The organism is Arthrobacter sp. NicSoilB11, from assembly GCF_019977375.1.
GTDB lineage: Bacteria > Actinomycetota > Actinomycetes > Actinomycetales > Micrococcaceae > Arthrobacter.
In genome coordinates this window covers 2098720-2111581 of the sequence record NZ_AP024657.1, presented here as the reverse complement: position 1 = coordinate 2111581, position 12862 = coordinate 2098720, and the positions used below count along the sequence as shown (strand labels likewise).

Sequence of the window (12862 nt, the reverse complement as noted above, 5' to 3'; positions counted from 1 at the left end):
CTATGAGCACTCTCAGCTTCGACGCCACCGGCGCTGCCCAGCACGCGCTTGAACAGCACCTTCCCGCCCTGGTGGAGGACCGGGTCGCCACGCGGATCTTCGCCAAGGACCACACCCTGTGGGGTCCGGACGCCGAATCGGAGTCGGCAATCCGCCTTGGGTGGGTGGAGGCGGCAACAGTCTCACAGCCTTTGGTCAAGGACATCCTGGAACTCCGCGACGCCCTGCGCGCGGAGGGAGTGAGCAGGATCGTGCTCTGCGGCATGGGCGGATCCTCGCTGGCCCCTGAGGTCATTGCTGGCACCGCCGGCGTCGAGCTGACAGTGCTGGACAGCACGGACCCGGACCAGGTCCGGGCTGCCCTGGCGGACCGGCTGGGCCAGACCGCAATCGTGGTCTCGTCCAAGTCCGGCTCCACCCTGGAGACCGACTCGCAGCGCCGGATTTTCGAGCAGGCCTTCACCGAGGCCGGCGTGGACGCCAAGAGCCGGATCATCATCGTGACGGACCCGGGTTCGCCGCTGGACAAGGCCTCCCGCGAAGCCGGCTACCGCGCCGTCTTCAACGCCGACCCCAACGTGGGCGGCCGCTACTCCGCGCTGACAGCGTTCGGCCTGGTTCCTTCCGGCCTGGCCGGCGTGGACATCCAGGCATTCCTGGACGAAGCCGAGGAAGCTGCCGAGATCCTCAACGACGACGCCCCTGAAAACATCGGGTTGGCACTGGGCGCCGCGCTGGGCGGAACCAGCCCGCTGCGGAACAAGGTCGTCATCGCCGAGGACGGCTCCGGCATCGTTGGCTTCGCGGACTGGGCTGAGCAGCTCATCGCCGAGTCCACGGGCAAGCTGGGAACCGGGATCCTGCCGGTCGTCGCGGGGCCGCAGGCCCCGGAGGTAACCTCCGGTGCCCCCGACGTCCTGGTGGTGCGGCTCGTCGCCGCGGATGCCGACGTCGAACCCGGTGACAACCAGGTGGCCATTGCCGGCGGCCTTGCCACCCAGATGATGGTGTGGGAGTTCGCCACCGCCGTTGCGGGGCGCCTGCTGGGGATCAACCCCTTCGACCAGCCCGACGTTGAGGCCGCCAAGGTGGCAGCGCGTGGGCTGCTGGACGCCCAGCCGGAGCCCACGCCTGCGGCATTCGTCGACGGCGCCATTGAGGTGCGCGGCGGGGACTGGCTCGGAAACGCCGCCACGGCGGAGGGCGCCGTCAAGGCCCTGCTGGGCACCCTGGCCGCGGACAGCTACCTGAGCGTCCAGGCGTACTTCGACCGGCTGGCGTTCGCCGGGCTGGAGGGTATCCGGGACGAACTTGCCGCCGCGACCGGCCGTCCGGTGACGTTCGGCTGGGGTCCGCGCTTCCTGCACTCCACCGGCCAGTTCCACAAGGGCGGTCCCGCCATTGGCGTGTTCCTCCAGGTCACCGCCACCCCCGCCGAGGATCTGGGGATCCCGGACCGGCCCTTCAGCTTTGGCGAACTCATCGCCGCACAGGCAGCAGGCGACGCCCAGGTCCTGGGTGGGCACGGACGTCCCGTGCTCCGCCTCCACCTCACCGACCGTGCCGCCGGCGTGGCGCAGCTGCAGGACATCGTCGCTGCCCTGTCCACCCGCGCATCCGCTACCGAAAGCTAAGGCGCAGAAGCAACCATGCCAGAAACTGAATACGGCAGGAAGGGCGCGGGCCGCGGGCGTAATCCGTTGCGCGATCCGCGTGACCGCCGTTTGAACCGGATTGCCGGTCCGTCGTCGTTGGTACTCTTTGGGGTCACGGGTGATTTGGCCCGGAAGAAGCTCATGCCTGCGGTGTATGACCTTGCCAACCGTGGGCTGTTGCCGCCGAGTTTCGCGCTGGTGGGTTTTGCCCGCCGGGAGTGGGACAAGGAAGATTTCGCCGCCGAGGTGAAGGCCTCGGTGCAGGCCCATGCGCGGACGCCGTTCGATGAGGCCGTGTGGAACCAGTTGTCCGAGGGCATCCGGTTTGTCCAGGGCGAGTTCGACGACGACGCGGCCTTTGAGCGCCTTGGTGAGACCATCAAGGAACTCGACGACGTCCGGGGCACCCGGGGGAACCACGCGTTCTACTTGTCGATCCCGCCCAAGGCATTCGAGCAGGTCTGCCGGCAGCTCTCCAAGCACGGCCTGGCGCAGGCCGAGGGGGACAAATGGCGGCGCGTGGTGATCGAAAAGCCGTTCGGTCACGACCTGCAGTCGGCCAGGCAGTTGAACGACATCGTCGAATCGGTGTTCCCGCCGGACGCGGTGTTCCGGATTGACCATTACCTGGGCAAGGAAACGGTGCAGAACATCCTGGCGCTGCGTTTCGCGAACCAGTTGTTCGAGCCGTTGTGGAACGCCAACTACGTGGACCATGTCCAGATCACCATGGCCGAGGACATCGGCACCGGCGGCCGGGCAGGATATTACGACGGCGTGGGCGCGGCCCGCGACGTGATCCAGAACCACCTGCTGCAGCTGCTCGCTTTGACGGCGATGGAGGAGCCGATCTCCTTCAACGCCGATGACCTGCGGGCAGAGAAGGAAAAAGTCCTCGCCGCGGTCAAGCTCCCGGACGACCTGTCCACGCACTCGGCCCGCGGGCAGTTCACCGGCGGCTGGCAGGGCGGCGAGCAGGTCCAGGGCTACCTGGAGGAAGAAGGCATCCCCGCCGATTCCACCACCGAAACCTACGCCGCTGTCCGGGTGGACATCCACACCCGCCGCTGGTCCGGAGTGCCGTTCTACCTGCGGGCCGGCAAGCGCCTGGGCCGGCGCGTGACCGAAATCGCGGTGGTCTTCAAGCGCGCCCCGAACCTGTTGTTCCGTGACCACGGGGAGGATGACTTCGGGCAGAACGCCGTGGTGATCCGGGTCCAGCCCGATGAGGGCGTGACCATCCGGTTCGGTTCCAAGGTCCCGGGCACGCAGATGGAAGTCCGCGACGTGACCATGGACTTCGGCTACGGGCACTCGTTCACGGAGTCCTCGCCGGAGGCGTACGAGCGGCTGATCCTGGACGTGCTTCTGGGTGAGCCGCCGCTGTTCCCGCGGCATGAGGAAGTGGAGCTGTCCTGGAAGATCCTTGACCCGTTCGAGGAATACTGGGCGTCCCTGAGTGAGCAGCCCGAACCCTACGCCCCCGGTTCCTGGGGCCCCGCCTCGGCCGATGAGCTGCTGGCCCGTGACGGACGAACCTGGAGAAGGCCATGATCGTTAACCTGCCCGACACCACCACCTCGAAGGTGTCCAAGAAACTCATGGCCCTGCGCGAGCAGGGCGGCGTGATCGCGCTGGGCCGGGTCCTGACCCTGGTGGTCGTGACCAAGTCCGGACTCGAGGAAGAAGCGATCGAGGCCGCGAACGACGCCAGCCGGGAACACCCCTGCCGGATCATCGTCCTCGCCGACGCCGGGAAGGACGCCGAAGACCGGCTCGACGCGCAGATCCGGGTCGGCGGGGACGCCGGCGCCTCGGAAGTGATCGTGCTGCGCGGCTACGGCCAACTGGCCCACGAGTCCGAGTCCCTGGTGGCCGCGCTGCTGCTTCCGGACGCCCCAATCGTGGCCTGGTGGCCGCACGGCGCCCCCGCGAACGCGTGCGAGACCTCCATCGGCGCGATCGCGCACCGCAGGATCACCGACTCCGCGAACGAACCCGACCCCCAGGCCGCACTGGAACGGATCCACCGCACCTACAAGGCCGGCGACACCGACCTCGCCTGGACCCGGCTGACCAACTGGCGGATCCAGCTCGCGGCAGCCCTGGACGAAGTGGACTCCTCACCGGTCACGGCCGTCGCGGTCGAAGGTGCCTCGGACTCACCCTCCACCATCCTGCTGGCAGCCTGGCTCACCCTGACCTTGGACGCACCCGTGACCATCGTGGCGGACCCGGCAGGGACCGGCATCCGCCGCGTCCGCCTCAGCCGCCCCGGCGGCGACGTCCAGCTCTTCCGCCCCGGACTTTCCGTCGCCGAACTCACCCAACCCGGCCAACCCGCCCAACGGATCTCCCTCCCACGCCGCAGCCTCCGCGACTGCCTCGCCGAAGAACTCCGCCGCCTCGACCCGGACGAAGTCTTCGGGGAAGTGATTACTATGGGACTGCCACGTACCAATCTAAGGAGCGTCCGACCCAGTGAGCGTTGACCCACGAGTAAGCATCCATCCAGATTCGTCCGTCCTCATGGCCGCCATCGCGGCCCGCCTGATCACCAAGCTCGTTGATGTGCAGGACAAGTACGGCGAAGCCACCGTGGTGCTCACCGGGGGAACCGTGGGGATCGGCACGCTGAAGGCGGTTGCGGACTCACCGGCAGCGCCCGCCGTCGACTGGTCCAAGGTCAACTTCTGGTGGGGCGACGAACGATTCGTCGGGTCTGCCGATCCTGAGCGGAATACCAGGCAGGCGTTCGACGCACTGCTGTCCCACATCCCCGTCGATCCGGACCGGGTGCACTCCCCTGGTTCTTCGGATGAGTTCGGCACTCCGGAGGAAGCCGCCGAGGACTACGCCCGCCAGCTGCGGGAAGCCGCAGCAGACGAACACGCGGCCGACATGTCCGACGACCGGCCGGAGGAGCCGTCCTCGCTCCCCCGGCTGGACGTGGTGCTGCTCGGGGTGGGGCCCGACGCACACATCGCATCGCTGTTTCCGGAACAGGCCGGCATCCGCGAAAAGGAGCGCACGGTGGTGGGTGTCAGGAACTCCCCCAAGCCGCCGCCGCTGCGGATCTCGCTGACCCTTCCCGCCATCAATACGGCGGCGGAGGTTTGGATGGTTGTGGCCGGTGAGGACAAGGCAGGAGCTGTGGGGCTGGCCCTGGCCGGGGCCAACCCTGTGCAGGTACCGGCGTCCGGCCCCCGTGGAACGTCCCGTACCCTGTGGTTGATTGACGAGAATGCAGCCTCACGTGTCCCGCAGCAGTTGGTCCGGAAGGACGCCGCGGGCGCGTAGCTTTTCCAGCGCTCCGGCCAGGACGTCTTCGGCGTCCTGGGCGGAGCGCCGTTCTTTAACGTATTCCAGGTGGCTCTTGTAGCCGTCGTCGAAAGGGTCGTCAGCAGCCGCGGCCCGTCCGTCCCTGGTGGCGGGTCCGCCACAACGCCTGCAGTCCCACGTCGCGGGAATCTGGTCCTCGGGCATCTTCAGGAACACGGGCTGCGTCTCATGCCCCCTGGCACACCAATAGGACACCCGGATACGGGGAAGAGGGCGCGGGGACGAGTCGTTGGACTGCAGGCTCGACCCGGACCCTGCAGTAACCCCGGCGCGGGTGCCCCGGAAGCCTGATGACGGATGGACCATTACGACTCCTGCCTCGAAGCGGACGCCGGGGACCTGCAGCTTAAACAAGACTGTGGCCGCCGGGTGAACCGACAGCCACAGTCTAATTGGCAGGCCTACCGGGCGGCAGGGCCTAAAGGACCTTGTACAGCAGGGGTCAGGAATCCCCGGTCCCGCTGAACCGCATGATCAGGCCAAGGGCGATGATCACCACGCCCCACGTCACGCCCAGGATGATGGTGAAGCGGTTGAGGTTCCGTTCTGCCACGCCTGAAGAGCTGAGGCCCGAGCTCATGCCGCCGCCGAACATGTCGGACAACCCGCCGCCGCGTCCCTTGTGCAGGAGGATCAGCAGAGTCAGCAGGAGGCTGGTGATGCCCAGGAGGATCTGCAGAATGACATGAAGAACGTCCACGACGGCCTTTCAGAAGTTGGGATTGCGGGAGTTTTCGCTGGCTGGGGACTAGTCCGCGACCAGGTGGCTCTCGAACCTGACAATATTAGCAAACTCGGCGGGGTCGAGGCTTGCGCCTCCCACCAGCAGGCCGTCCACGTCGCGTTCCTGCAGGATCGCTGCCGCGTTGTTGGCCTTTACCGAACCGCCGTAGAGAAGGCGGGTCTTGCCGGCTGTCCCGGCACCGAACAGCGATTCCAGCTCGGCGCGGATGGCGGCGCACATTTCCTGTGCGTCCTCCGGTCCTGCCACTTCACCGGTGCCGATGGCCCAGACGGGCTCGTAGGCCACCACCAGTTCGGCGGCCTGTTCGGCCGTCAGGCCGGACACTCCGGCACGGAGCTGCTGCAGCGTGTGGTCGACGTGGGTTCCGGCCTGGCGGATCTCAAGGCCTTCGCCGACGCAGAGGACCGGGGTGACCCCGTGCCTGAAGGCGGCCTTGACCTTGGCGTTGAGGACGTCATCGGTTTCGTTGTGGATGGTGCGGCGTTCGCTATGGCCCACCAGGACGTACTTGCAGCCGAGCTTGTTCAGGAACTGCCCGGAAATGTCGCCGGTGTAGGCTCCTGAATCGAACTGGGACAGGTCCTGGCCGCCGTAGGCGACCTGCAGGTCGTCGCCCTGGACCAGGGTCTGGACACCGCGGAGGTCCGTGAACGGCGGGAAGACGGCCACCTCGACGCGGCTGTAGTCGTGCTTGGCGTCGGAGAGGGTCCAGGCCAGCTTCTGCAGGAGCGTGATGCCCTGGACGTGGTCCATGTTCATTTTCCAGTTGCCCGCGATGAAGGGCTTGCGGTCGAAAGCGCCGTTCGTTGACGTAGTCACGTAATCTCCAAAAAGTTCTTGATATGTGTGCGGCCGGCAGGCTGCCGCGGGCAACCTGCCGGCCGGAGGACTGCGAAGTCCGTTTACTGCTGGGAAAGCAGCGGTGGTTCTACCGGCCTGGCCCTACCGGTCCAGGACGCTGAGGCCGGGGAGTTCCTTGCCTTCAAGGTATTCCAGGCTGGCGCCGCCGCCAGTGGAAATGTGTCCGAACTGGTCATCACTGAAACCCAGCGTGCGCACAGCGGCAGCGGAGTCCCCTCCGCCCACCACGGTGAACCCGCCGGTTTCGGTGAGGGCCTGGGCGATTGCACGGGTGCCGGCCGAGAATGCCTCGAATTCGAAGACACCCATGGGGCCGTTCCAAAAGACTGTCCGCGCGCCCTTGATCCGTTCGGAGAAGGCAGCCGCTGTATCCGGCCCAATGTCCAGGCCGATGCCCTGGGCGCCGAAGCTGCTGCCTTCAATGGCGTCGGCTGCCACGGTCTCGTGCCTGGCGTCGGCGGCGAACTTCTCTGCCACCACAACGTCCGTGGGGACAACGAATTCCGTGCCGGCATCGGCCGCGCGCTTCAGGTAGTCCTTGACGACGGTGATCTGGTCCTCCTCAAGGAGGCTGGAGCCAACCTTGTGGCCTGCTGCCGCCAGGAACGTGAAGAGCATGCCGCCGCCCACCAGGATGGTGTCAGCCTTGCCGATCAGGTTGTCGATGACCGCGAGCTTGTCCGAGACCTTGGAGCCGCCGAGCACCACCACATAGGGGCGCTGGGTGTCGGTGGTCAGCTTTCGGAGGACTTCCACTTCGGTGTGCACCAGGTCGCCCTGGTATGACGGAAGCCGGGTGGCGACGTCATAGACACTGGCATGCTTGCGGTGGACGGCGCCGAAGGCGTCATCCACGTAGGCGCCGTTGCCGCCGGTGAGCGCCACGAGCTCATCCGCGAAGGCTCCGCGTTCAGCGTCGTCCTTGCTGGTTTCGCGGGCGTCGAAGCGGACGTTCTCGAGGACCAGCGCTTCACCGTCCTGCAGTGACGCGGCGGCTGCCTTGGCGGCATCGCCGACGGTGTCGGCTGCAAGGGTGACCTTGAAGCCTGCCAGTTCGGCGAGGCGGTCCACTGCGGGGCGGAGGGAGTACTTGTCTTCCGGCGCGCCCTTGGGGCGTCCGAGGTGGGCTGTTACCAGCACGCGGGCACCGGCGTCCGTGAGCTTTTGCAGCACTGGCAGGGAGGCCTTGATACGGCCATCATCAGTGACTGTAGAGCCGTCGAGCGGCACATTCAGGTCGCTTCGAACCAGAATGTACCGCCCGCGGACACCTTCAGCGATCAGTTCGTTGAGGGTGTGAGATGTCATGTGTCTAACCCTAGCCCAGCTTGGATGCGACAAGCTCCGTAAGGTCTACGAGGCGGTTGGAGTAGCCCCATTCGTTGTCATACCAGGAAACAACCTTGACCTGGTTGCCGATGACCTTGGTCAGGCCGGAGTCGAAGATGGAGGATGCGGGGTCGCCGACGATGTCGGAGGACACGATGGGCTCGTCCGTGTAGGTCAGGAAGCCCTGCAGTTCCTCGGATTCGGCGGCGCGCTTGAGGGCTGCGTTGACTTCCTCCACGGTGGTCTCGCGGGAGACGGTGACGGTGAGGTCGGTGGCCGAGCCGGTGGGCACGGGAACGCGGATGGCGTAGCCGTCCAGCTTGCCCTTCAGCTCAGGCAGGACCAGGCCGATGGCCTTGGCGGCGCCGGTGGAAGTGGGGACCATGTTGATGGCGGCAGCGCGGGCGCGGCGCAGGTCCTTGTGCGGGCCGTCCTGCAGGTTCTGGTCTGCGGTGTAGGCGTGGACGGTGGTCATCAGGCCGCGTTCGATGCCGAATTCGTCGTTGACCACCTTGGCCAGCGGGCCGAGGCAGTTGGTGGTGCAGGAGGCGTTGGAGATGATGTGGTGCGTGGCGTTGTCGTACAGGTTGTGGTTCACGCCCATCACGATGGTGATGTCCTCGTCCGAGGCGGGAGCGGAGATCAGGACCTTCTTGGCGCCGGCATCGATGTGCTTCCGGGCATCGGCGGCCTTGGTGAAGAAGCCGGTGGACTCGATGACGATGTCCACTCCCAGTTCGCCCCAGGGGAGGTTGGCGGGGTCGCGCTCAGCCAGTACCTTGACGACGTTGCCGTTGACGACGATGTTGCCGTCCTTGACCTCAATGGTTTCCTTCAGGCGGCCGCCCACGGAGTCGTACTTGAACAGGTGGGCCAGGGCTTCGGGGCTGGTGAGGTCGTTGACTGCAACGATCTCCAGGTCGGCGCCCTGTGCCAGGGCTGCGCGGAAGTAGTTGCGGCCAATACGGCCAAAGCCGTTGATACCAATACGGGTCGTCACTTTTTCAGTCTCCTTGGTGCTTTCAGAAGCACAACTAGTTGAGCGGGCTATCAAGCCAACTAACAGATCCCGCACGCCATTGGGCAGAGATGATTTACAAACGGAGGGCGACCAGCCTCATTGCTGAAGGCTAACCGCCTTCCGTGACCTATCTTACGTTTAACTGGGTCCGCCCCCGCAAGTGCGGGGGCGGACGGTCCACATTGCGGGTGGTTTAAGTCCGAATGTGAAGTTTGTTACAGCAGGGTATGGTGCCGCCCACTACGGGAGGGTGATGAGTCCCGTGGCGTTGGTGCGTGCTGCCTCGAATCGCTTGGCAACGTCCGCCCAGTTGACGATGTTCCAGAAGGCCTTGACGTAGTCGGCCTTCACGTTGACGTAGTCCAGGTAGAAGGCGTGCTCCCACATGTCCAGCATCAGCAGCGGGGTGGTTCCCAGTGCCGTGTTGCCCTGCTGGTCGTACAGCTGCTCGATGACGAGGTTTCCGCCGATGGGCTCGTAGGCGAGGAAGCCCCAGCCCGATCCCTGGAGGCCCAGGGCAGCGGCGGAGAACTGTGCACGGAAGGCATCGAAGGAGCCGAAGGCGTCATCGATCGCGGCAGCCAGCTCGCCCTCGGGCTTGTCGCCGCCGTCCGGGGAGAGGTTCTTCCAGAACACGGAGTGGTTGATGTGGCCGCCGGTGTGGAACGCGAGGTCCTTGGAAAGCCGGTTGATGTTGGCGAAGTCGCCCTTTTCGCGCGCCTCGGCCAACTGGGCGAGGGCGTTGTTGGCGCCTGCCACGTAGGCGGCGTGGTGCTTGCTGTGGTGCAGTTCCATGATCCGCGCGGAAATGTGCGGTTCGAGGGCGGCGTAGTCGTAGCTGAGTTCCGGCAATACGTACTCGGTCACAAAATCCTCCAATATCGTGGACCCGTCAGGCCCGGTTGGTAACTCTCGGATTGTGCATCCGGGCAGCTGGTGCCCGGAATTATTTTTGATTCTATGGGGCGGTTACTCGTCCAGCATTTCGGGCGTCACATTGGCGTCCGTTCCGGGAATGCCCAGGTCAAGGGCGCGCTTGTCCGCCATGGCCAGCAGCCGGCGGATCCTGCCGGCAATAGCATCCTTGGTCATGACGGGGTCGGCCAGGCGGCCCAGCTCGTCCAGGCTGGCCTGCTTGTGCGCCACCCGCAGTTCGCCTGCGTACTTCAGGTGGTCCGGAACGTCGTCGCCGAGGATTTCCAGTGCCCGGTCCACCCTTGCCCCTGCCGCCACCGCTGCCTGTGCGGAACGGCGCAGGTTGGCGTCGTCGAAGTTGGCGAGGCGGTTGGCGGTTGCCCTGACCTCCTTGCGCATGCGGCGCTCCTCCCAGACCATCAGGGCGTCGTGGGCTCCCATGCGGGTCAGGAGTGCGGCGATGGTGTCACCGTCGCGGATCACCACCCGGTCCACTCCCCTGACTTCCCTGGCCTTGGCCTGGATGTCCAGGCGGCGGGCCGCGCCCACCAGGGCCAGGGCGGATTCCGGCCCCGGGCAGGTGACCTCCAGCGATGATGACCGGCCGGGTTCCGTGAGGGAGCCGTGGGCCAGGAAGGCCCCGCGCCAGACGGCCTCGGCGTCCGCCGCGGAACCGTTCACGACGGCGGACGGCAGGCCGCGCACGGGGCGTCCGCGTCCGTCCAGGAGGCCGGTCTGGCGTGCCAGCGCCTCGCCGTCACGGACTACGCGGACCACGTAGCGGCTGGCGCGCCGGAGTCCGCCGGCGGAAACGACGATGATTTCGCTTTGGTGTCCGTAGACCTCTGCGATGGCGGCACGGAGCCTGCGCGCCGTAGAGGCCAGGTCCACTTCCGCCTCGATGACGATCCGGCCGGAGATGATGTGCAGTCCCCCGGCAAACCGGAGCATGGCGGAAACCTCAGCCTTGCGCACTGATGACTTCTTAATGTCCAGACGGGACAGTTCTTCCTTGACTGATGCTGTCAGTGCCATGGCACCTTCCTAACTGTTCCCAAAAATGTCCTGGTACGCCGTCGCCAGCCGCAGCGGCTCGTGGACAGGGCGGCGTCCCGACGCCCCTACTTTACCCAAGACCACCTCTGCGCCGATCATGCCGGCGGCCTTCTCGAACTCCCGGCGGTCCGGTATGGAGGTGGGATCGGCCAGGACCACGTCCACGCTGAACTCCGGCGCGTAGCGCCGCAGGACGTGGAGATGGTCCGCCGCCGTCATGCCCGTGGTTTCCTTGGTGTCCGTGGCAAGGTTCATGGTCAGGCAGCGTTTGGCGGGGGTGCTGCAGAGGGCCTGGCGCATCTCCGGCAGGAGCAGGTGCGGCAGGACGGACGTGTACCAGGAGCCCGGACCCAGGACCACCCAGTCCGCCAGTTCGATGGCCGTCAGGGCGTCCGTGCAGGCCGGCGCCGCTTTCGGCAGGAGGCGGACCTCCTCGAGTGAGCCTGCCACGGCACAGCGGGCCTGGCCGTGGATGGTTTGCAGCGCGGTTGAGCCGTCAGGTGCGGTCACGCGCACATCACCTTCAATGGTGAGTGGCACGGTGGACATGGGCAGGACCTGGCCGCGGGCGCCCAGCAGGGCACCCGCCCATTTGAGCCCTGCGACGGTGTCCCCCAGCAGTTCCCAGAGCGTGACGATCAGCAGGTTCCCCATGGCGTGCTCGTCCAGCGATCCGCCGGGTCCCTTTGCGGCGCGGAACCGGTGCTGCATGACATCGCGCCAGGTACGGCCCCAGTCGGTGTCGTCGCAGAGCGCAGACAGCGCCATGCGGAGGTCTCCCGGCGGAAGGACACCGTACTCCTCGCGCAGACGCCCCGACGACCCGCCGTCGTCCGCCACTGTGACCACAGCGGTGAGTTCGGAGGTGAGCAGGCGGAGCGCGGACAGCGAGGCCGCAAGGCCGTGGCCGCCGCCCAGGGCCACCACGTTGGGGCCCTTGTCCTGCTGGCCCGAGCCCTTGCCGGCGGCAGGCGGCACCAGGGGCAGTGCTCCGGTGAAAAGTGCCATTATTCGCGGCCCAGATCCCGGTGCGCGGTGGTCACCGTGACCCGGGGGTACTGCGCAAGTTTCTTGGAAAGTTCCACGGCGACCGCAACGGAGCGGTGCTTGCCGCCCGTACAGCCGACGGCGATGGTGGCGTAGTGCTTGTTCTCCCTGCGGTAGCCCTCCAGGACGGGTTCGAGTGCCAGGACATACCGGTCCACGAAGTTCTTGACGCCTTCGGCCTCGAGCACGTAGTCGCTGACGTCCTTGTCCAGGCCCGTCAGCGGGCGCAGCTGCGGTACCCAGTGCGGGTTGGGGATGAACCTGACATCGGCCACATAGTTGGCGTCCACCGGCAGGCCGTACTTGAAGCCAAAGCTCATGACATTCAGCCGAAGCGCCACCGGACCGGTTTCGCTGAACAGTTCGGTGATGGCGGTGGCCAGCCCGTGGACGTTGTAGTTGGAGGTGTCGAGGACGACGTCGGAGCTGTCGCGCAGTTCCTGCAGCAGCTCACGTTCGGCAGCGATGCCGTCCAGGATCCGTCCGCCGCCCTGCAGCGGATGGGGCCGCCGCCCCTGTTCGAACCGCCGGACCAGGACGTTGTCGCTGGCGTCGAGGAACAGGACGCGGAAGGTGACACCGCTCGCGGCGAGTGCGCCCAGGGCTGCGCGGATGTCCGCGAAAAGGCCCTTGCTGCGGACGTCGATCACCACTGCCAGCCGGGGGATGGACTGCGGGGCGTGCGAAACAAGCTCCGCCAGCGTGCCCAGCATCTGGGGCGGGAGGTTCTCCACGACATACCAGCCATGGTCCTCCAGGGCGTCCGCGGCGGTGCTCCGCCCGGCGCCGGACATTCCGGTGACCACCAGCAGTTCCGCTTCGAGCGGTTTGACGGGCTCCAGCCCGTCCTGATCCGCTCCGGATCCCGCCGTCGTGTCTGCCATGAAGCCT

At 66.5% G+C, this 12862-nt stretch carries 13 protein-coding genes; 4 read left to right on the top strand and 9 right to left on the bottom strand.

All coding sequences use genetic code 11. The features are described from left to right. Positions 1-2 precede the first annotated feature (2 nt). Genes LDO14_RS09720 through pgl form a run of 4 tightly spaced genes read left to right on the top strand, consistent with a single transcriptional unit; the run spans position 3 to position 4955 of the window. Positions 3-1634: a glucose-6-phosphate isomerase gene (locus tag LDO14_RS09720; protein ID WP_018772120.1), complete on the top strand. Its 1632-nt coding sequence runs from the start codon at positions 3-5 to the stop codon at positions 1632-1634. A 15-nt stretch (positions 1635-1649) separates the two neighbouring features. Further along, positions 1650-3209, top strand: a complete 1560-nt coding sequence (gene zwf / locus LDO14_RS09715; protein WP_026266207.1) for a glucose-6-phosphate dehydrogenase — start codon at positions 1650-1652, stop codon at positions 3207-3209. Further along, on the top strand, positions 3206-4147 hold the full coding sequence (locus tag LDO14_RS09710; RefSeq protein WP_134165361.1) for a glucose-6-phosphate dehydrogenase assembly protein OpcA: 942 nt from the start codon (positions 3206-3208) through the stop codon (positions 4145-4147). Before zwf ends, LDO14_RS09710 begins: the two co-directional genes overlap by 4 nt. Before the next feature lie 37 nt (positions 4148-4184). Beyond that, entirely contained in the window at positions 4185-4955 is a 771-nt protein-coding gene (pgl, locus tag LDO14_RS09705; protein WP_263422505.1) for a 6-phosphogluconolactonase, read from the top strand. Here the strand turns inward: pgl and LDO14_RS09700 are convergent. From LDO14_RS09700 to rapZ, 9 genes are all read right to left on the bottom strand, one after another. Then, the gene (locus LDO14_RS09700; RefSeq protein WP_026266190.1) at positions 4908-5303 is read right to left on the bottom strand and encodes an RNA polymerase-binding protein RbpA; all 396 of its coding nucleotides are present in this window, start codon (positions 5301-5303) and stop codon (positions 4908-4910) included. The genes pgl and LDO14_RS09700 overlap by 48 nt on opposite strands. A gap of 136 nt (positions 5304-5439) precedes the next feature. After that, a complete protein-coding gene (gene secG / locus LDO14_RS09695; protein ID WP_018771976.1) occupies positions 5440-5697 on the bottom strand; it encodes a preprotein translocase subunit SecG in 258 nt (85 codons plus the stop codon). Between the two features lie 48 nt (positions 5698-5745). Next, entirely contained in the window at positions 5746-6561 is an 816-nt protein-coding gene (gene tpiA / locus LDO14_RS09690; RefSeq protein ID WP_223995071.1) for a triose-phosphate isomerase, read from the bottom strand. Between the two features lie 123 nt (positions 6562-6684). Then, entirely contained in the window at positions 6685-7911 is a 1227-nt protein-coding gene (locus LDO14_RS09685) for a phosphoglycerate kinase (protein ID WP_056390232.1), read from the bottom strand. A gap of 10 nt (positions 7912-7921) precedes the next feature. Beyond that, on the bottom strand, positions 7922-8932 hold the full coding sequence (gap, locus tag LDO14_RS09680; protein ID WP_018771979.1) for a type I glyceraldehyde-3-phosphate dehydrogenase: 1011 nt from the start codon (positions 8930-8932) through the stop codon (positions 7922-7924). 261 nt (positions 8933-9193) lie between these two features. Next, positions 9194-9820, bottom strand: a complete 627-nt coding sequence (locus tag LDO14_RS09675; RefSeq protein WP_018771980.1) for a superoxide dismutase — start codon at positions 9818-9820, stop codon at positions 9194-9196. 102 nt (positions 9821-9922) lie between these two features. Beyond that, positions 9923-10903, bottom strand: coding sequence for a DNA-binding protein WhiA (gene whiA / locus LDO14_RS09670; RefSeq protein WP_015937022.1), 981 nt, complete (start codon positions 10901-10903; stop codon positions 9923-9925). A gap of 9 nt (positions 10904-10912) precedes the next feature. Next, positions 10913-11932 carry a uridine diphosphate-N-acetylglucosamine-binding protein YvcK gene (gene yvcK, locus LDO14_RS09665; RefSeq protein WP_018771981.1) on the bottom strand — a complete coding sequence of 340 codons (1020 nt, stop codon included), beginning with the start codon at positions 11930-11932 and terminating at the stop codon, positions 10913-10915. Further along, complete coding sequence (rapZ, locus tag LDO14_RS09660; protein WP_018771982.1) at positions 11932-12855, bottom strand: RNase adapter RapZ; 924 nt, start codon at positions 12853-12855, stop codon at positions 11932-11934. The genes yvcK and rapZ overlap by 1 nt, the downstream gene beginning before the upstream one ends. Positions 12856-12862 lie beyond the last annotated feature (7 nt).

Coding starts and splice junctions, on each gene's coding strand:
- LDO14_RS09720 (WP_018772120.1), top strand. CDS start 3: ATGAGCACTCTCAGCTTCGACGCCACCGGCGCTGCCCAGCACGCGCTT.
- zwf (WP_026266207.1), top strand. CDS start 1,650: ATGCCAGAAACTGAATACGGCAGGAAGGGCGCGGGCCGCGGGCGTAAT.
- LDO14_RS09710 (WP_134165361.1), top strand. CDS start 3,206: ATGATCGTTAACCTGCCCGACACCACCACCTCGAAGGTGTCCAAGAAA.
- pgl (WP_263422505.1), top strand. CDS start 4,185: ATGGCCGCCATCGCGGCCCGCCTGATCACCAAGCTCGTTGATGTGCAG.
- LDO14_RS09700 (WP_026266190.1), bottom strand. CDS start 5,303: ATGGTCCATCCGTCATCAGGCTTCCGGGGCACCCGCGCCGGGGTTACT.
- LDO14_RS09685 (WP_056390232.1), bottom strand. CDS start 7,911: ATGACATCTCACACCCTCAACGAACTGATCGCTGAAGGTGTCCGCGGG.
- whiA (WP_015937022.1), bottom strand. CDS start 10,903: ATGGCACTGACAGCATCAGTCAAGGAAGAACTGTCCCGTCTGGACATT.
- yvcK (WP_018771981.1), bottom strand. CDS start 11,932: ATGGCACTTTTCACCGGAGCACTGCCCCTGGTGCCGCCTGCCGCCGGC.
- rapZ (WP_018771982.1), bottom strand. CDS start 12,855: ATGGCAGACACGACGGCGGGATCCGGAGCGGATCAGGACGGGCTGGAG.